Consider the following 17,695-nt stretch of genomic DNA (forward strand, 5'->3'; position numbering starts at 1 on the left):
ACTATCTATTATCTGTCACACTGACCCTCGCGGCCGGGACCACGCCCAGCTCGCGGCGAGCCGGCCGGGACGCGACTCGGCCACATGACGTGTCACATCGACGTGCAGGAGCTGCAGTGACGGTCGTCTCCTTCCTCGCGCCGAGCGCCGATGCTCCGGCAGGCGGGCAGAGTGTCGCGGCCGCGGTCGGCCGCTTCCTCGACCAGGTGCAGGCCGCCACTACCCGCGCCGGCTACGCCGCCACCCTCACCCGTCTGACCGCGCTGGCCGGCACCCGGCCCACCGCGAGCCTGAGGCCCGAGGACTACGCCACGGTGATGGAGTACTGGAACACCGCGGCGGCCGCTACCTGGAACCGGCACCTGTCCGCGCTGGTCTCCTTCACCGCCTGGGCCCAGCGCCAGGAACTGCTGGCCGCCAACCACGCCCGCCGTCTGCAGCGCCGCAAGAGCGCCCGCCGCGGCGACCGCGCCATCCCGCGCACGCGACTGGAGGCCCTGTTCACCGACCCCGAGAGCGCCCTGCGCGGGCGCCTGCTGTGGCGGATGCTGTATGAGACGGCCGCCCGCGCCGAGGAGATCCTCACCTTGAACATCGAGGATCTGGACCTGGAGTTCCGCCGCGCCCGCGTGGTCTCCGTGGGCGGCGCGATCGAGTACGTGCACTGGGGCACCGGCACCGCCCGGCTCCTGCCCCGCCTGCTCAAAGGCCGCACCGCCGGCCCGCTCTTCCTGGCCGACCGACGCGCCCCCGCCTCCGGCTCCCGGGCGCCCGCGGCCGCCGACATCTGCCCGGCCACCGGACGCGGCCGACTGTCCTACCCGCGCGCCGAGTACCTGTTCAAGCAGGCCAGCGCCAAGCTCGACCCGCACCAGAAAGGCTGGACGCTCCACCAACTGCGCCACAGCGCCCTGCAGCACCTGGCCGAGGCCGGCCGCAGCGCGCCCGAACTCCAGGCCAAGTCGCGCCACCAGCACCTGGCCAGCCTCGGCCGCTACGTCCGCCTCGGCGAGGAGACCTCCGCCCGCCTCACTCGTCACCGACTTCCAGGAGCGGCAGGCCCGCCGCGTACCGCCGGAAGAAGCCGGCGGTCGGGGTGTCCGCCGTCGCGACGGCGTCCGGGGTACCCGCCGCGACCACCGCGCCCCCGTCCGGTCCGGATCCCGGCCCCAGGTCGATCACCCAGTCCGCGGACGCGGCGACGGGGATGTCATGTTCGGCCACGACGACCGTGTTGCCCGAGTCGAGCAACACGTCGAGCGCGTCCACCACCTGCTGGACGTCGGACGGGTGCAGGCCCGAGACGGGTTCGTCGAGAACGACGAGGCCGGCCTTGCGGGACGCGGCGCCGCGCTGGATCGCGGACGCCAGCTTCAACCGCTGCGCCTCGCCGCCGGACAACTCCGTGGCGCTCTGGCCGAGCTGGAGATAACCAAGCCCGACCTGGTTCAGGGCTGCCAGGGTTTCCGCGAGCTGCCGGGGTTCGGAGAACCGCTCCACCGCCTCGGCGACGGTCAGGTCCAGCACCTGATCGATGGCCAGCCCCAGATATCTGATCTCCAAGGCCTCCGGCTTGTAGCGCCGGCCCTCGCACGCGTCGCAGACCACCCACACATCGGGCAGGAAGTGCATGTCGACCAGCTTGCGGCCATAACCGGTGCAGGTTTCGCAGCGGCCGCCGCCCGCGGTGTTGAAGCTGAACCAGGAGGCGTTGACCCCGCGTCCGCGCGCCAGGCCGGTCTCGGCGAACAGCTTGCGGACGATGTCGAAGGCCTTGCTGTAGGTGGCCGGATTGGACCGTGGCGTGCGCCCGAGTGGTTCCTGGTCGACGACGGCGACCCAGTCGAACCCCTCCAGACCGGTGACCTGTCGCACCGTGTCTGTCGTCGGCCCGTTCAGGGCGGCCGCCACGCTCGCCGCGAGCGCGCCGAGCAGGCTGCTCTTGCCGCTGCCGCTTACCCCGGTCAGGCAGGTGAGCCGACCGGCGGGGAAACGTACCAGATCCGCGGTCACGTTGTGCGCGCGCAGGCCGTGCAGCTCCACCCATCCGGTGTCACCCCCGATCGGACGGCGGGTCCGGCGCAGCCGCGGCCCCTCACCGGCCAGATAGCGTCCGGTCAGCGACATCGGGTGGGCGGCCGCGTCGGAGGGAAGGCCCGACACCAGGATCTCACCGCCGAGGCGGCCCGCGCCGGGGCCCATGTCGATCACCCAGTCGGCCCGGGCGATCAGTTCGGGGTCGTGCTCGACCAGGAGCACCGTGTTGCCGGCCCCACGTAGCTCCAGGGCGATGTCGAGCAGGTGCGCCTTGTCCGCCGGATGCAGCCCCGTCCCGGGCTCGTCCAGGACGAAGACTATGCCGCTCAGCTCGGTGCTGAGCTGCGCGGCGAGCCGGGTCCGCTGCAACTCGCCCCCGGACAACGTCGCCGCCCTCCGGGACAACTGGAGATGGGCCAGGCCGAGCCGGTTGATGATCCCGAGCCGGCGGCCCAGGTCCTGGAGCAGCGGCTCACCCACCTCGCGCTGCCGGGCGTCCAGGCCGCCGGCCACACGTTCCGCCCAGCTGCGCACATCCCGTACGTCCACCTCGAGCAGGTCGGGATAGGTCAGCCCGCCGAGCCGCACGGACCGGGCCACCTGGTCGTACCCGCTGCCGCCGCAGGTGCCGCACGGCAGCTTACGCATGTACGGCAGGTAGCGCTGCTTGGCGCTGGAGGTCTGGGCGTTCACGAACACCCGCTCCACCTCGGCGAGTGCGCCCCGAAGCGGCTGGCTGGAGGTGTAGGTCACCGAGACCGTCTCGTTCTTGTTCGACATGTCGACGGTCGCCTCGACCTTCTCCTCACCCGTGCCGTACAGCACGCAGTGGCGGAACTCCTCCGGCAGCGACCGCCACGGCCGGCCGAGGTCCACGCCGCGCTTCTCGGCGAGCGCCGGTACGAACGCGTGCTCCCCCGACCGCCACTTGGCGTACCAGGGCGAGGCCCCCTCGAAGAGCGGAAGCTCCGGATGGGTGATGACCAGGTCCTCCTGCGCCTGCCAGTGCCCTCCCACCCCGTGACAGTCCGCACAGCTCCCTTCCGGCGTGTTGCGGTCGAAATGAGCGGTCGTCAGATGCCCGTCCCCGCTTTCCGCCGCCGGGTCCGCGCCGATCCCCGGCAGGCGCGAGTACAGCAGCCCCAGATGCCCGTCGATGCCGGTGATCGTCGCGACCGTGGACCGAGGATTGCGGTTCAGGCGGCGCTGATCGACCGCGAGCGTCGCGCCGAGTCCCAAGATGCGGTCGACCTTCGGCCGATTGCGCTGGGTGATGTACTGCCGCACGAACGGCGAAAGCCCCTCCAAGTAGCGCAGCTGGGCCTCGTTGTGCAGGGTGTCGATGGCCAGCGAGGTCTTGCCGCTGCCGCTCACCCCGGTGAAGGCGGTGAGCCGCCCCTTGGGGATGCTCACCGACACGTTTCGTAGATTGTTGGTACCTGCCCCCACCACCTCGATGGCCTCACAGCCCATGCTCACGACATCCCGTACAAACGCGGTCAACCTTCCTCCACCCCTCTCGCGACACAGCAGAACATGGGCGGGCGGACGGCCCGCCCATGCCGAATGAATCGATCACGCCACTACGCGGCGGGCGTGGTGAGCTTGTCGATGTCGGGGGCGTAGACGGTCATCCAGTGCGGATGCAGCCGGTAGTAGACCACGTCGTTGTCCCAGTCGAAGGAGTCGTCACCGTAGAAGTCCTTGAGGTGGGCGAGGACGTCCGGCCAGTCTGCGGCCGGCTCGCCGTGCCGCGGGTTGAGGATCTCCACCGTGCCGTGCGTGAAGACGCCCAGGTCCTCGCCGCGCATGTGCGCGGCGCTGACGGCGGGGCGGGCGGCGAGGTGGCGTGCCTTGGCGGCGCCGCGCGCCGTGCCGAAGCACCACTTCCCGTGCAGGAAGTGCCCGTCCACACCGCTGATCCGCGGCTCTCCCTTCGCCGTCACGGTGGACAGGGCGAGGGTGCACATGCCGGTCAAGATCCGGGTGACCTGCTCCGCGGTCAGCGTGTTCTCGGTGACGATCGAGCGGAGGTGCGAGGTGGAGCGGGAAAGGGAGGCTTCGAGGAGGGCCTGGAGCTCCTTGAGCTCCTCGGGCGTTTCGCGCATGGAGATCCTTGTCTATCCGTGATGCGTCGGTCCACACCCACGTCGGTGCCGACCGGTGAACCCATGCTCGATCTGAAACCCGACGTCTTGTGTCATGTTTTTTCATCCGTCCTGAGGACGCCGCCGAGCCGCCGGGCCAGCGTCCTTCGCCTGGGCTTGTCCCCAGCCGCCCAGATTGGCGAGCGCTCGGTCAAGTGGTCTCGATAACGGCCCCTAGTCTTGTGGCTGGGGTGCGGCCGCTCGTGGGTGTTCCGTTTGGGGGGATCGCTCACCGGAACATCGGCCGTCCGGATGACCACGCCAGGTCGGGGTGTTCCGTATAGGTCTTCCGCGATCTGTTCCGGTGAAGCCCCCTATTCGGAACACTTGTGTCGGCTACGCCCGCTGCTCCACCGACGAGCAAGACGTGATCATCCAGACCGAGCAGTTGCTCGCTCTCGGCGTCCCCAAAGACCGGATCTACTGCCGCATCACCTTGGGTTTGCCCCGTTTCGTGGGGACATGCCGATCAAGGTCCCATCGCGGTCGGCGTGATCGCTTCAGACTCTGTTCGTGGCTGAGCGGGCTCGTGCACGCGAGATCGATGACAATGAGGGAAACCGGGCTGGTGCGCATCGTACGGCGCGGCACTGGCTCGGAGGTGACCTGGCGGCGAGCGCAGATGGTGCTGCTGTCGGCTCAGGGCATGACCACCAGGCAGATCGCCAAAGTGGCCTGCACCAGCGAAGACCGGGTCCGTGATGTGATTTACAACTTCAACGCCGATGGATTCGACTCGCTCTCCCCAAGTACAAGGGCGGCCGGAAGCCGGTTCACGCTCCCGGGAGCGTGTGGATATCAAGAAGATCGCCAAGTCTCGTCCTGCCGAGCGCGGGTTGCCGTTCTCCCGGTGGAGCCGGGCCAAGCTGGCCGATTTCCTGGTCGCCGAGGGGGTGGTCGAGGACATCAGCCATGAGGGCCTGCGCGAGCTTCTACGTGCGAAAAATGTCTCCTTTCAAGCCATGAAGACCTGGAAGCGGTGCGCACGGCACCTGCACACACTGCGCAAGACCCATCGCGAGAGCCTGTCCAGTGACGACAACCGGACAATCAAGGCCCTGCTCAGGCGAGCCAGTACCAGCTAACCAACCCGCCTTCCGCGCCGGTGATGACGCGCGCTCGCATGAATGTGACCAGGGCGGGACACCATGGCCCGCGCAACTGCGAGTTGTATGGGCTATGACAACGCCAACGTCGCCGTAGCCTCCACTGCCTCACCCTGTGAAACACGGCCTGCCCGAACACGGGCCAGCCGAGCTGAGCACAGACCCCGGCCTACGGAGCAGTCCTTAAGGAGGACGTGCGCTGCCTCGGCGACATCATGACCCGCGTGCGCGACCACATGCGCGCGCAGCCGCCCCGCTCGGCGGCCCCGCGCAAGCGCCGTACCCGGTCAGAGGCCTAGCACGGCCTCGAGGTCGTCGATGGCCGCCAGGGGCTGGGCGAGCTGCTCGCGTTCTGCCTCGGTCAGGGTGAGGGCGCGCGCCCGGGCCAGGGCGTGCCCGGCGGCGGCGTGGTCCTTGGCGCGGACGGCGAGCTCGGCCCGGTAGGCCAGCGCCTCCAGCAGCTCGGCCGCCGACGCGGTGTCCTTGTCCCGCTCCAGGGCGCCGTCCAGGATCTCGGCCGCCCGCTCGTGCTTGCCGTGGGAGTCGCCCATCACGACCGCCCGGTTCAGCGAGGCGGTGAGCCTGCTCGTGGTCTCCTCCTTCTCCGGCAGGGGGCGGGCGGCCATGAAGCGGATCCAGTTGCCGCCGGGGTCGATGACAGCGAAGCCGGAGTGGTTGCCGTCGTTCTTCCGCCTGCGCGGCCGAGTCATCCGGGGGATGCCGGAGATCAGGAGCTTCCCGTGCGCCGCGCGCATGCCCGCGGCGAACGCCTCGAACAGCTCTCCGGTGTCCGGCACGACGATTACGCAGGTCCCGTAGGAGTCTTCGGGTTTGAACGCCTCCGGCATGCCGAAGAAGCCCAGCTGGAGATCCTCGCGCTTGAGCAACACGTACGGGTTCGGCCGGGCCTGGTAGTAGATCCGGCGGAAACCGAGCATCGTGTAGAAGTCGACCATCTCGTCGATGGAGCGGCAGGGAAGCAGCGGTATGGCGATCTCGTCGGCCATCGGGAAAACTCCTATTCGCCGGCCATGGTGAACGCGCCCTCTTCCAGGCGGCGGATCAGTCGGTCGGTCCACTGGGCGCCGGCGTCGGCGGTGCCCAGCCACAGGGACAGCACCTCGCCCACCGGGCCCCAGGTCGCCAGATCCGTGCCCTCGGGCAGGTACGCGGTGATGCTCGCGCGCCACTCGCGCATAGCGCGGGCCCGCTCGCGCAGCAACTCCAGGGCCCGCTCCCGGGGAAGGTCCTCGATGAGGCCGACAGCGGCGCCCAGCACGTCCAGGCTCGGCTCGCGGTCGGCCAGCGCCTGACCCAGCAGGTCGAGGTATTCCCGCTCGCCCTCCTGGGTCAGCTCGTACTCGATCCGCGGCGGCCCCCCGGCCTCAGAGGTGACCGTCTCGTGCGTCACCAGCAGGCCCTGACCGGCCATGCTCTTGAGCGCGTGATAGACCGAGCCCGAGGTGGCGGTCGACCACTCGTGCGCGCCCCACGACTCGAGATCCGCGCGGATCTGGTAGCCGTGGGCGCGCCCGCGCCTGCGCAGCGCGCCCAGGACCAGCAGCCGTACCGGCTTCATCGAACCCTCCCGAGCTTCGCTAGCCAAATTTGGCTAGCTGCTACCGGGAGCTTACCGCACCAACGCGGAGGAATTCGGCATAGCGGCCGCCGCGGCGTACCAGCTCCTCGTGATCACCCTCCTCGACGACCCGGCCACCGTCCCAAAAGGCGATGCGATCGGCGCGCTGGACCGTCCGCATCCGGTGGGCCACCATCACCACCGTCCGGCCGGCCATCAGGCGCTCGATCCGCCCTACCTGGGTGGTTAGTGCTGATCCCGCGCCGTCATGTCGGTTCCATCGCTGATCTAACAGATGCTGAGATGCGTGACCTTGGCTCGTGGCAGGTACTGCTCTCGCGCAGCAAGAGCTGTATAGGGCGGTGAACCGGTCCCTAGGATCAGGTTCGGTCATGCGTCCCTCCTTCCTCTAGATGCGCCATCACCAGGGAGGTGAGCGAACCGCGCCCGTTCTTACAGCCCGAGGGGAATGGGTGTTTCCTGCCCCGTGTCTCCCGCATCTTGTACTCACTCCCACCCCGGAGGTGTGGCTCTTGTGGCTGGTGTTGTTCTGATGCCAGTTGGAGCGAGGAGATCGATGCGGGCATTTGCTCCGCGGCTCCCAAACCGAGACGAACCTCATTCGGAAACCCCTGAAACGACAAGATCCCGCCTGATCTCGATGATCAGACGGTCCAGCCGTCTCATGAACGGCCCAGCAGGGGCCTGGGTGGATTCCAGAGGCGCTCGTGGGAGTCGTAGGAGATCAGCTTGGAATCGCCGACCATCAGCACCTGGTGGCCCAGGTGCTGATTGCGGGACCGGGCGGCGGCCAGGCTTTCGTGGGTGCCTTCCACAAGCTCGCGGATGAACTCGGCGAGCGCGGCGAAGACGTGGAAGACAGGTTGGCCGCTGGTGGTGGTGTCCAGCGCCAGCAGGCTGCCCGTCGCGCACGTCGGCGAACAACTTCCGTCGACCGGCGGGACGGGTTAACGCTCGGGCGTCCATCGGCTCCTTCTTCACAGCCGAGGAATTCGGGACTGTCGAGAAAGGGGACAGCCATGAGCCTGATGGTCGCGGGGATGTTGGCGAGCGTGGCGGGCAGCCTGCTGGCGCTGGTCACGACCTGGGTACGCGAACGGTACAGGCAGCGAAGGCTAGCTGAGGTCATCGCGCGCCTGCCGAGGGGCAGCGTGTACGTCGACCGGGCGGACGGCGTACGCGTCCACGTTGGTTCCGCCGAATCGGCGGCCCTGGCGGAGGCCGGTGATGGATGATGTGGACGACACCTCGCAAGGCAGGAGCAGACCACCGTGACGCCGCCTCCCCGGCCTCCAGCCGAAGACGACGGCACCGAGTTCGCGCAGTGGTACCGCCGGGAGTTCCCCGACCTGCTGCTGTTCGCGCACCGGCTGGGCGCGCGCTGGCACGAGGCGTTCGACTTGGCGCAGGAGGCGTGCGCCAAGGCCTTTCCGCGCTGGCCGGAGATCGGCAAGCCCCGGGCCTACGTGCGGGTCGCGATCAGGAATGCCTACTTCAAGAAGGGACAGGGTGTCAGGGAAAGCGAGCTCGGCGAGGCGGGGACGGACACCGTCTCGCCCGGGGACCAGGAGTTGCTGCGGGTCGAGTTCCAGGATCAGGAGCGCGCGATCTTCGCGGCGATCCGGCACCTTCCGCCCGTCCAGCGGGAGATCATGGCGTGGACGATCGACGGGTACACTCCGGCCGAGATCGCCGAGCTGCTCGACAAGAGTCCGCCGGCCGTACGCGTCAATCTCTTCAAGGCCCGCGCGACGCTCCGGATCGCACTGGCTGGCATGGGAGGCGAGGATGGCTGAGGTGAACCCCCGGCGCTCACTCGACGGGCGCCGACTTGACCGGCTGCTCGCCGAGTCGCAGCGGCGGGCCAGGTCGGCGGTCGAGCAGGCGGTGGACACCGAGGCAGGCCTACAGGAGATCGCCAGGCCGCGGCCGACCGTGCTCGTGGTCGAGGACGACCCCTCCATGTCGGAGGCCCTCGCCCTCATCCTGGCCAGGTCCGGGTTCGAGGTCGTGGGCGTCGCGATCGAGGGCGGGGAGGCGGTGGCCGCGGTGCGGCGGACGCGTCCTGACCTGGTGACGATGGATCTCATGTTGCCCGGGATGGACGGATGGGTCGCTACCGAGATCATCGCCAGGGAGCACCCCTCGACGCGAGTGGTTTGCGTCACCGCGAAGGACGAGCGGGCGGACCTGCTGCGCGGGCTGGCCGCCGGCGCGGTGGGGTTCCTGACCAAGCCGTTCAGCGTGGACGAGCTGGTGGCGACGCTGCGCGAGGTGCTGCGCGGCGGCTATCCCATCGCCGCGGCGATCATGGCGTCGCTGCCGCCGCCGGGCACGGCGCGGACCGCGCCGGTTCCCGCGATCAGCCTGTTCACCGAGCTGGAGGCCACAGTGCTCCGGCACCTGGCCGACAACTTGTCCACCCCGCAGATCGCGGCGGCCACCGGCTTCACCGTCCAGGAGGTCACTGAGCTCCAGGCGCTCATCGCGGAGAAGATCAAGCTGCGCACCGCCCTGCAGGACAGGAGACACCGGCTCGGCTCCTGACAGACGCGGCCGGGCCCTGGCCGCCGCCGTCGAGGCCGGGCGCACCAGCGCGGAGGTCCGTCGCTGGCGGTCCGACATGAAGGAGATATGGATCACCAGGACCACGTTGGCCATTGAGGCCGAGCGTGCCCGCGGCACCGCGCCGCCCGGACCGCGAGCCCGCGATCTCGCCATCGCGCTGAACGCCATGAACGACTCGGTGTTCTATGCGACCTTGACCGGCGACGAGCCCGCGGTGCCGGCATCCGACGCCGTGGAGACACTGCTCCACATCTGGCTCACCACCATCTACCAGACCGCGCGCCCCACCTCGACCGCCTGATCACGGCTGGTGAGCAGATCATCGCGGTCCTGATCCGCCGATGGCTCCTTCGCCGCGCCGGCTGGACGCGCTCCCGCGGGATGCGGGCGCCGGAGGAGGTCGCGGTGGCGGGCTTCGACGATGTCGCGAGGGCACGCTTCGCGACGCCCCCGCTGACCTCGGTCTCCGCTGACGGGGAGGCGCCGGCTTCCGATGCCGTCGCGACGGCTCCACGAGCAGATCGCTGGCAAGCCCGGTGGACGCGGGCCGCGCATCACGGTGGATTTCGAGCTGAACGTGCGCGGGCCGAGTCAGTGAGGCTGGACCTCGAAGAGAGCCCGACGTGTCTGATCACCACGGGTCAGCCCGGAGCGCTGCGTGCTCACGTCCAGCCGTCCATGTGCCGACCGGGCGCGCGTCCCGGCGTATCCCGTCACGTGTCGAGCAGTTCCGCGTCGTCCGGGTGCAGGGCGGCGCCCAGCTCGAACTCGGCTTCGAAGCCCGCTTCTCCGAGTGCCGCGCGTAGCGCGGCGGCGATCCGGTCCACGTCACCGCGTTCGGCAGCGGGCAGCGGCGCGTCCACCGAGGCGCGGGCCGCGGAGGCCACACCGAGCAGGCGGGTGGCCCGCAGGGGGTGACCGGCGAGTGCCCACGCCCCGGCGAGCCCCTCAAAGGCCAGGGCGATCGCCCTCGGATCGCCGGTGTCCCGGGCCGCGGCCAGCCCTTCCCGATGCAGCTCCAGTGCCGTCTTCGCCTCCCCGCGCAGCTCCGCGACGAAGCCGAGCTCGGCCAGGATCAGCGCCGCCCCGTACTCCGCGTCGAACTGCCGGTTCCACTCCAGCCACCGGCGCAGATACGACTCCGCGCGGTCGAGCCTGCCCTGCCGGCGCGCCCCCAGGGCGAGCCCGAGCTCGGCGTACTCCTCGGCCGGTTGGTCTGCCTGCTCAATGGCGAGGAGCCTGGCCCGCTCGTGGAATTCCTCGGCCCCGGCGTGGTCGCCGGTCAGCAGGGTGATCCTGCCGAGCTCGGACCAGCGCATCGAGGCGTCGGTCCACAGCCCGAGCTCCTCCGCCATCCGCGCCCCCTCCCGGTGTAGCCGGGCGGCCCGCGGGTAGTCGCCCTCGATCTCCGCCAGCCGTCCCAGCACGGCCGTGGCCTGCAGTTGCCCCCATCGGTCACCGGCCTCGTGGAAGAGCTCGAGACTCTCCTCGCCGTCGCGCCGGGAAGCACGCAGATCGCCGCAGACGTACGTCTGCATGCCTCGGGTGCTGAGCCCCGCGGCGAGGGCCCAGCGATCGTCGAGCGCACGGGACTCGGTGAGCATCCGGTTCAGCAGTTCCGTGCCCACCGCGGAGTCGCCGAACCTGGTGACCGCGTAAGCGAGCAGCCAGCCCGCCCTGACCCGTTCATGGGGGTCGCGGATGCCGTCGTACACGTCGAGGACGGCCTGACTGTGGCGTGCCGGTCCGTCCGGGGCGCCGGACAGCAGGCTCATCCCGGTGTGCCAGGCCACGGTGCCCGACCGGTCCGGTACCCGGCCGGCCGCAGGGTCCGCCTCTCCCTCACCGCCGCCGGAGGCATCGCCGGGCAGGGCGAGGGCCATGGCGAGGTAGCGCCTGGCCTCGCTGAGACGGCCGCGCAGGAACCAGTACCAGGCCATCGCGTGGACGAGCCGGCGCATCAGGTGGCCGTCGCCGTCCGCGGCGGCGCTGTCGAGCGCGCTGCGGATGTTGGCGGTCTCGGCGTCCAGAAGCCGCAGCCGGCGCTGCTGGTCGGCGCCGCGCAGGAAGGGATCCGTCCGTTCGGCGAACGCCACGTAATAGGACGCGTGAGCGCGCCGCACCCGCTCATGCTCGGATTCCCGCAGCCGCTCCAGGAGGTACGCCGACACCGACTCGAGCAGCCGGTACCGGGTGCCGTCCGCATCGTGGGAGACCAGCACAAGAGAACGGTCGACCAGACGGGTCAGCAGGTCCAGGACCTCGGCGGGCTTCACACCGGCACCGGCGCAGACGGCCTCGGCGGCCTCCAGCGTGCAGCCGTCGGAGTGGACGGCGAGCCGGCGCAGCACCGCCTGCTCGGCCGCGGTGAGCAGTTCCCAGCTCCAATCGATCATCGCGCGCAAGGTCCGCTGCCGTGCGGGGGCGCCCCGACGGCCGCCGGTGAGCAGGCGGAACCGGTCGTCCAGACGCTTGGCCAGCTCACGCACCCCGAGGACGCGGACCCGGGTCGACGCCAGCTCCAGGGCCAGCGGAATGCCGTCGAGCCGGCGGCAGATGGAGGCGATCGCGCGGGCGTTGCCGTCGGTGAGGGCGAAACCGGGCGAGGCCGCCGCGGCGCGGTCGACGAACAACCGCACCGCGCTCGACGCGCGCAGTACCGCCTGATCACCCGAGTCCGGGGGCGGATCGAGCGGGGGCACCGGCCAGACCTGCTCGCCCGAGATGCTCAGCGGTTCCTGGCTCGTGGCGAGGATTCGTACGTCCGGGGCGTCCCGCAGCAGCGCCTGGGCCAGGCCGGCGGCGGCCTCGATGACGTGCTCGCAGTTGTCGAGGACCAGCAGCAGGCGCTGGGTGCGGAGCGCGTCGGACAATCGGTCGAGCAGCGTGCGCGGCACCGGGCCGGAGCGGCCGGCGTCGTCCCGGACCCCCAGCGTCGCGGCCACGACCTCGGCCAGTTCGTCACCCGTGGTGGCGCCGGACTCGGTGGAGAAGGTAGGGGCGGCCAACTCCACCAGCCAGACACCGTCCGGGTGCGAACCGGTCAGGGCGGACGCCACCTCTACCGCCAGCCGCGTCTTGCCGACTCCGCCGGGCCCGGTCAACGTCACCAGGCGGCCCGCCGCGACCAGGGCGCGAATCTCTGGCACACAGTCCTCCCGCCCGACCAGGGCGGTGGCCGGGACAGGCAGGTTGGTGTGGCGGCGCGGCCCGGACATGGGTGCCGGGACGGCCCGCAGGGTCGGGTCCTGCCGCAGGATCTCCTGGTGCAGGGCGGCCAGTTCGGTACCCGGATCGAGGCCCAGTTCGTCCTTCAGGCGGCGGCGTAGGTCCTGGTAGCTGTCAAGGGCCTCGCTCGCCCGGCCCGCGCCGTACAGGGCTCGCATATGGGCCGCGCGCAGCCGCTCCCGGAGCGGGTGGCGGCGGGTCAGGTCGCCGAGCTCCCCGGCGAGAAGACCGTGCTCGCCCAGTTCGAGGCGGGCCTCGGCCTGTTCCTCCAGGGCCAGCAGGCGCTGCTCCTCCAAGCGCGTGACGGCCGGGCGCGCGAACTCCTCGTCGGCGAAGTCGGCGAAGGCGGGGCCGCGCCACAACGCCAGAGCCGCGGTGAGCAGTTCGGCGCGTTCGCGGGGGTCCGTGGCGGTACGGGCCCGTGTGGTGAGTGCGGTGAACCGGCCCGCGTCCACGGCGTCGTCCGCCACGTCGAGGACGTAGCCGAGAGCCCGGTGCACCAGCAGGCCCTGACCCCCGGCACGGCCGAGCACCCGCCGCAACCGCGACACCAGGGTCTGCAGAGCACCCGTTGGGTTCGCCGGCGGCGCCTCGCCCCACAGTTCGTCCACGAGCCGATCGGCGGAGACCACCTGCCCCGGGGCCGTCAGCAGAGCAGCGAGCAGTGAGCGCACCTTCGTCTCCGGCACCACCACGGCATCACCGTCCGCCGACCAGACGGCCAGCGGACCCAACACCCCGAAACGCATGCATTCACCGTACGGCCACGCGGTCGTCCGCCGGCGTGTCAGCGCACCGCAAGCAGACCGACAGAAAACCGCGAGCCCAGGCCCGCACTGTCTGTGGTGCACCGGCCGGGAGCCGGCGCACCACATCTTGTAGGAGTCAACGATGAGCAAGTTCGCAGGTAAGAAGGCTGTCGTCACGGGCGGTACCCACGGAATGGGCCTGGCCATCGTCGAAGCGCTTCTGGACGGCGGGGCCGAGGTCGTCCTCACGGGCCGCAATGAGACGAAGATCGAGGAGGCACGTACCGGGCTGAAGCCGCACCCCGCGCACGTCGTACGCTCCGACGCGGCGAGCATGGCCGACATCCGAGCCCTCACCGGCACCGTGCGGGACAGGCTCGGCCGGATCGACTACCTGTTCGTCAACCACGGCATCGCCGAGGTCCAGACGCTCGAGGAGGTCACCGAGGGCTCCTGGGACCGGCACTTCGCCGTGAACGCCAAGGGCGCCTTCTTCACGGTGCAGAGCCTGTCGCCGCTGATCAACGAGGGCGGGGCGATCGTCTTCACCACCGTCGCCAACGATCTGATCTTCCCCGGCCTGAGCGCCTACTCCGGCTCCAAAGAGGCGGTACGGGCGATCTCCCACGTCCTCGCGGCCGAGTTCCTGCCTCGCAGGATCCGCGTCAACGCCGTGGCCCCCGGCTACATCACGACCCCGACCATGGGTGTCGCCGGGCTGACCGAGGAGGAACGCCGCGAGTTCGAGCGGCAGGGCAGCGAGACCACTCCGCTCAAGCGCAACGGCACCGTCGAGGAGGTCGCGGCGGCCGCGCTCTTCCTGGCCGCCGACGCGACCTTCACCACCAACGCCGAGTTCCCCGTCGACGGAGGGTTCGCCCAGGGCCTCAGCAGCGCGCACTGAGGCAGGCCCCGCTTCCACCGCTGCCCCGCCCATGTGCGGGACAGCGGCCCATGAACGAGTACCGAAAGGTCAGATCCATGACGTCGAGGAGTGCCGTCGGCAGCACGGCATCAGGGCGTGAGCTCGCGGCCGATACGGGGTTCGCCCAGGGTATTACGGCGGGAGACCGGTGATGTGGGACGACGCCGCCGACAGCCCCGACCGCTCGGTCGCCGAACATGTCCGCCGCTACCTGGCCACGGACGGCCGTGACGGTTACCTGGAAGGAGGGATGACCAACCTCGTCCTCACCGTCAAGGGCAGGAAGTCGGGCCGGTGGCTGCGCACGGGGCTGTTCTTCGGGGAGGACGACGGCCGCTACATCCTGGTCGCGTCCGGCTCGGCCGTCACGCAGACGCATCCCGCGTGGTATCTCAACATCATGGCCAACCCGGAGGTCGGCGTGCAGATCCTCGGCGAGCGTTTCACCGCCCGCGCGCGTACCGCTGAGGGGCCGGAACGGGAGCGGCTCTGGCGCATGATGACCGCGCTCGCGCCGGTCTACCACACCTACGAGGCCAGGAGCCGCAGGCAGATCCCCGTGGTCGTCCTGGAGCACATCCGACCGAGGCAGTGAGCACGATCTTTCCGGCGGTGCGGTTGGTCTCGCCGAGCTCATGTGCCTGGGCCGCCTGCTCGAACGGCAGGACAGTGCCGACCTCGACGCCCAGCTTTCCCGCCTCCACCAGCTCGGCGATCGTCGCTGCCGCCGGATCGCACGGGCCACGGCGTCAGGCGCGGGAACCGAACATCTGAACGTACGTCAGAGCCGGGGAAGCGCGGATCCAGCGGCCGGATCCGCGCTTCCCCAGGCGGCCCCGGTGTACAGCACCCTGAAGGCGGGGCTGAGGACGTGGTCGCGGTGGATCTTGCTGTCCATCCACGCTGAGACGGCCGCGCGAGGAGTGACATAGCCGCGTCCCCACCCGACGTAGGTGTTCTCGGCAACGGAGAAGGAGGTGCAGCGGCGGCCGTAACCCACCGCTCGGGCACGGCTGGGGCGGGGTCGAGCGGGTCTGTGGATTGATGTGCGAGCTGGGGCAGACGTGGTTCGACACGGCCGAACCGGCCGGCGATCCGGGCAGCTCGTTGAAGATGACCGTCCAGCCGTCAGGGTCTACGCTGTGGCTCGCGGCCACCGCATGGTCTTTTGTTGTCTTCGCAAACTCCGAATGATCGCGCGGTGGCTCCGCGGGCACGGCCCCGTCCGCCGGGGAGCTCACATCCATCAACATCCGTTGCGGATTTTTCCACACACCGAATCCTTATTCATGCACAGAACAATCAGCGACGCGCTGACAGCATGTCGAGCCAGCAAGCGAATCACCCACAGCGGGGGACGGGCCGGGTGAGGCCGTCAAATACAGGCCCGCCGCTGGAACATGGCAACAAACTCCACTGCCTGGACCAGGAAAATCGTTATGGCAGGAGCCGGGGCAGCACTCGCGGGCGGCCTCATGGTCACGGCGCAAGGCCCGGCCGCCGCCCAGGAAACATCGGCGGTCGCGCTCAGCACGGCCGCGCAGGCCGGTGCCGCGACCGCGACCGCGACCACCGCACGCTACCCGGTCCGCTGCTCCGTCTTCGGAAACTGCACGATCTACTTCCCGAAGAGCGTCACCCGCACACTCAACCGCTTGATGCAGTCCTATGGGCGTGACGCGCAAGGGTTGATCGAGGCCGCGTGCGGTGACCTGCAGAGCGGCCAGAGCATCTGCAAGTGGGGCGCGAAGCACCTGCCTCGGTCCACCTTCACGCACCTCCAGCTCGCGGTGAAGGAGGGCGGGTGCTACGTCGGCCGCATCTACCCCGCCGCAGCGACATTGGGCGCTGGCTTCCGATCCGACCGGGTCGGCCCCCGGCACACGCTCTGCCGCTGACCGCCGTACGACCCGAGGCGGGTGCTCCGGTCTCCACCCAGACCGGAGCACCCGCCTGCGCCCGCACCCCGTTCCATGCCTCAACTCATGGAGCCAGGTGAGATCGAGGTTGTCACTTCAGGTGTGTAAAGATCGTTTCTGATGGCTTGAGGCCGGTCTTTACCTGATGCGGCCTGGGTAGGCGATGTCGAGTTCGATGAGTGCCTCGCGCCAGCCGATGGTGCGCTGTCCTTCGATCAGGCGGGCGGTGCTGGGCGAGTTTTTGATCTTGCCGGTTTTCTCCTTGGTCACGGCGCGTTCGCGGGCGCGTTTGTCCTCGATGTTGATGATGGCCAGCCACAGCAGCTTGACCACGGCGTCGTCGCCGGGGAAGTGGCCGCGGGCCTTGGTGACCTTGCGCAGCTGGTAGTTCAGGGACTCGATGCTGTTGGTGGTGTAGAGCAGCTTGCGGACCGCCGGGGAGAAGGCGAAGAACGGGGTGAAGCGGTCCCAGGCGGCCTCGAACACGCGAGCCGCCTGCGGATACTTCTCGCCCCAGGTGGAGGCGGTGAAGTCGGCCAGGGCGTCGAAGGCCGTCTCCGCGGTGGGCGCGGTGTAGATCTTCTTGAGCTCGGCGGCCACCGCGACGCGGTCGCGGCGGGCGACCGGTCGCAGCGCGTTGCGGATCAGGTGCACGACGCAGGCCTGCACGGTGGTGTGCGGGAACGCCGCGTGGATGGCGTCTTCGAAGCCGTTCAGGCCGTCGGTGCAGGCGATGAGGATGTCGCGCACGCCGCGGTTCTTCAGGTCGTTCATCACCGAGGTCCAGAAGCGGGCCGACTCGCCGGCGGTGGCCGTATCGAGCGGGGTCTTGGCCAGCCAGATCCCCAGCACGTGTTTCTCGCCGTCGGCGTCGATGCCGACCGCTAGGTAGGCGGGTTTGGCCTGGACGCTGTGGTTGTCGCGGACTTTGACCACGATGGCGTCCAGGAACACCACCGGGTAGACGGCCTCCAACGGCCGGGCTTGCCAGGCGCGGACCTCTTCCAGCACGGCGTCGGTGATGTTGGAGATGGCCTCGTGCGACAGCTCGGTGTCGTAGATCTGGCGCAGGTGGTGCTGGATGTCGCGCACGCTCATGCCGTGCGCGTACAAGCTGATGATCATGTCGTCCAGGCCGCCGGAGACGCGGCCGGCCCGCTTGGGCACCAGCATCGGCTCGAAGGTGCCGGCCCGGTCCCGGGGCACGGCCAGCCGGACCGGCCCCACCCCGGTCTGCACCGTTTTGCCGATCCTGCCGTTGCGGGAGTTGCCGCTCCCGTGACCGGCCGGATCATGCTTGCCGTAGCCCAGATGCGACGACAGCTCGGCCTCCAGCGCGCGTTCCAGCACCGCCTTGACCAGCTCGCCGAGCATCGAACCCTCGCCGGTCAGCCGCAGCCCGCCGGCCCCGTCGCG

At 69.9% G+C, this 17,695-nt stretch carries 14 protein-coding genes and 5 pseudogenes; 10 read left to right on the top strand and 9 right to left on the bottom strand.

What is annotated here, in order from left to right:
- Window positions 1-545: 545 nt before the first annotated feature.
- Window positions 546-947 (top strand): annotated as a pseudogene (locus ABGB14_RS37105) (site-specific integrase); the annotation flags it as partial.
- Window positions 948-1,029: 82 nt separating this feature from the next.
- On the opposite strand, the gene ABGB14_RS37110 reads toward ABGB14_RS37105, so the two are convergent.
- Both ABGB14_RS37110 and ABGB14_RS37115 read right to left on the bottom strand, forming a co-directional pair.
- Window positions 1,030-3,450, bottom strand: a complete 2,421-nt coding sequence (locus ABGB14_RS37110; RefSeq protein WP_347648528.1) for an excinuclease ABC subunit UvrA — start codon at window positions 3,448-3,450, stop codon at window positions 1,030-1,032.
- A 170-nt stretch (window positions 3,451-3,620) separates the two neighbouring features.
- Complete coding sequence (locus tag ABGB14_RS37115; RefSeq protein WP_347648529.1) at window positions 3,621-4,145, bottom strand: pyridoxamine 5'-phosphate oxidase family protein; 525 nt, start codon at window positions 4,143-4,145, stop codon at window positions 3,621-3,623.
- Window positions 4,146-4,975: 830 nt separating this feature from the next.
- Between ABGB14_RS37115 and ABGB14_RS37120 the strand changes: the two genes are divergently transcribed.
- The gene (locus ABGB14_RS37120; RefSeq protein ID WP_347648530.1) at window positions 4,976-5,269 is read left to right on the top strand and encodes a hypothetical protein; all 294 of its coding nucleotides are present in this window, start codon (window positions 4,976-4,978) and stop codon (window positions 5,267-5,269) included.
- Window positions 5,270-5,577: 308 nt separating this feature from the next.
- On the opposite strand, the gene ABGB14_RS37125 is transcribed toward ABGB14_RS37120, so the two are convergent.
- The 4 genes and pseudogenes from ABGB14_RS37125 to ABGB14_RS37140 form a co-directional block, all read right to left on the bottom strand.
- The gene (locus ABGB14_RS37125) at window positions 5,578-6,297 is read right to left on the bottom strand and encodes a VOC family protein (protein WP_347648531.1); all 720 of its coding nucleotides are present in this window, start codon (window positions 6,295-6,297) and stop codon (window positions 5,578-5,580) included.
- An 11-nt stretch (window positions 6,298-6,308) separates the two neighbouring features.
- A complete protein-coding gene (locus tag ABGB14_RS37130; RefSeq protein ID WP_347648532.1) occupies window positions 6,309-6,869 on the bottom strand; it encodes a PadR family transcriptional regulator in 561 nt (186 codons plus the stop codon).
- Between the two features lie 40 nt (window positions 6,870-6,909).
- Window positions 6,910-7,089 (bottom strand): annotated as a pseudogene (locus tag ABGB14_RS37135) (ABC transporter ATP-binding protein); the annotation flags it as partial.
- Between the two features lie 463 nt (window positions 7,090-7,552).
- Entirely contained in the window at window positions 7,553-7,705 is a 153-nt protein-coding gene (locus ABGB14_RS37140; RefSeq protein ID WP_347648533.1) for a hypothetical protein, read from the bottom strand.
- A gap of 204 nt (window positions 7,706-7,909) precedes the next feature.
- Here ABGB14_RS37140 and ABGB14_RS37145 point away from each other — a divergent pair, with 204 nt between their 5' ends.
- The 5 genes and pseudogenes from ABGB14_RS37145 to ABGB14_RS37165 all read left to right on the top strand — a co-directional run.
- On the top strand, window positions 7,910-8,125 hold the full coding sequence (locus ABGB14_RS37145; RefSeq protein WP_347648534.1) for a hypothetical protein: 216 nt from the start codon (window positions 7,910-7,912) through the stop codon (window positions 8,123-8,125).
- Window positions 8,126-8,161: 36 nt separating this feature from the next.
- The gene (locus ABGB14_RS37150; protein WP_347648535.1) at window positions 8,162-8,686 is read left to right on the top strand and encodes a sigma-70 family RNA polymerase sigma factor; all 525 of its coding nucleotides are present in this window, start codon (window positions 8,162-8,164) and stop codon (window positions 8,684-8,686) included.
- Window positions 8,679-9,437: a response regulator transcription factor gene (locus ABGB14_RS37155; RefSeq protein WP_347648536.1), complete on the top strand. Its 759-nt coding sequence runs from the start codon at window positions 8,679-8,681 to the stop codon at window positions 9,435-9,437. The genes ABGB14_RS37150 and ABGB14_RS37155 overlap by 8 nt, the downstream gene beginning before the upstream one ends.
- A gap of 16 nt (window positions 9,438-9,453) precedes the next feature.
- Window positions 9,454-9,759 (top strand): hypothetical protein, encoded by a 306-nt coding sequence (locus ABGB14_RS37160; RefSeq protein WP_347648663.1) that lies wholly within the window; start codon window positions 9,454-9,456, stop codon window positions 9,757-9,759.
- Between the two features lie 32 nt (window positions 9,760-9,791).
- A pseudogene (locus ABGB14_RS37165) lies at window positions 9,792-9,950 on the top strand (substrate-binding domain-containing protein); the annotation flags it as partial.
- 221 nt (window positions 9,951-10,171) lie between these two features.
- Here the strand turns inward: ABGB14_RS37165 and ABGB14_RS37170 are convergent.
- Window positions 10,172-13,435 (bottom strand): BTAD domain-containing putative transcriptional regulator, encoded by a 3,264-nt coding sequence (locus ABGB14_RS37170; protein ID WP_347648537.1) that lies wholly within the window; start codon window positions 13,433-13,435, stop codon window positions 10,172-10,174.
- Between the two features lie 142 nt (window positions 13,436-13,577).
- On the opposite strand from ABGB14_RS37170, the gene ABGB14_RS37175 reads away from it, so the two are divergent.
- Complete coding sequence (locus ABGB14_RS37175) at window positions 13,578-14,339, top strand: SDR family oxidoreductase (protein WP_347648538.1); 762 nt, start codon at window positions 13,578-13,580, stop codon at window positions 14,337-14,339.
- 172 nt (window positions 14,340-14,511) lie between these two features.
- Window positions 14,512-14,955, top strand: coding sequence for a nitroreductase family deazaflavin-dependent oxidoreductase (locus ABGB14_RS37180; RefSeq protein WP_347648539.1), 444 nt, complete (start codon window positions 14,512-14,514; stop codon window positions 14,953-14,955).
- A 10-nt stretch (window positions 14,956-14,965) separates the two neighbouring features.
- On the opposite strand, the pseudogene ABGB14_RS37185 reads toward ABGB14_RS37180, so the two are convergent.
- Window positions 14,966-15,076: pseudogene (locus tag ABGB14_RS37185) on the bottom strand (zinc-binding dehydrogenase); the annotation flags it as partial.
- A 723-nt stretch (window positions 15,077-15,799) separates the two neighbouring features.
- On the opposite strand from ABGB14_RS37185, the gene ABGB14_RS37190 reads away from it, so the two are divergent.
- Window positions 15,800-16,258 carry a hypothetical protein gene (locus ABGB14_RS37190; RefSeq protein WP_347648540.1) on the top strand — a complete coding sequence of 153 codons (459 nt, stop codon included), beginning with the start codon at window positions 15,800-15,802 and terminating at the stop codon, window positions 16,256-16,258.
- A 159-nt stretch (window positions 16,259-16,417) separates the two neighbouring features.
- Here the strand turns inward: ABGB14_RS37190 and ABGB14_RS37195 are convergent.
- Window positions 16,418-17,683: pseudogene (locus ABGB14_RS37195) on the bottom strand (IS256 family transposase); the annotation flags it as partial.
- Window positions 17,684-17,695 lie beyond the last annotated feature (12 nt).

The organism is Nonomuraea sp. B10E15 (assembly GCF_039871615.1).
In the GTDB taxonomy this organism is placed as follows: domain Bacteria; phylum Actinomycetota; class Actinomycetes; order Streptosporangiales; family Streptosporangiaceae; genus Nonomuraea.

Bases quoted from the DNA above. Each gene is read 5' to 3' on its own strand.
- ABGB14_RS37170 (WP_347648537.1), bottom strand. From the start codon at position 13,435: ATGCGTTTCGGGGTGTTGGGTCCGCTGGCCGTCTGGTCGGCGGACGGT.
- ABGB14_RS37125 (WP_347648531.1), bottom strand. From the start codon at position 6,297: ATGGCCGACGAGATCGCCATACCGCTGCTTCCCTGCCGCTCCATCGAC.
- ABGB14_RS37180 (WP_347648539.1), top strand. From the start codon at position 14,512: ATGTGGGACGACGCCGCCGACAGCCCCGACCGCTCGGTCGCCGAACAT.
- ABGB14_RS37115 (WP_347648529.1), bottom strand. From the start codon at position 4,145: ATGCGCGAAACGCCCGAGGAGCTCAAGGAGCTCCAGGCCCTCCTCGAA.
- ABGB14_RS37190 (WP_347648540.1), top strand. From the start codon at position 15,800: ATGGCAGGAGCCGGGGCAGCACTCGCGGGCGGCCTCATGGTCACGGCG.
- ABGB14_RS37130 (WP_347648532.1), bottom strand. From the start codon at position 6,869: ATGAAGCCGGTACGGCTGCTGGTCCTGGGCGCGCTGCGCAGGCGCGGG.
- ABGB14_RS37175 (WP_347648538.1), top strand. From the start codon at position 13,578: ATGAGCAAGTTCGCAGGTAAGAAGGCTGTCGTCACGGGCGGTACCCAC.
- ABGB14_RS37145 (WP_347648534.1), top strand. From the start codon at position 7,910: ATGAGCCTGATGGTCGCGGGGATGTTGGCGAGCGTGGCGGGCAGCCTG.
- ABGB14_RS37155 (WP_347648536.1), top strand. From the start codon at position 8,679: ATGGCTGAGGTGAACCCCCGGCGCTCACTCGACGGGCGCCGACTTGAC.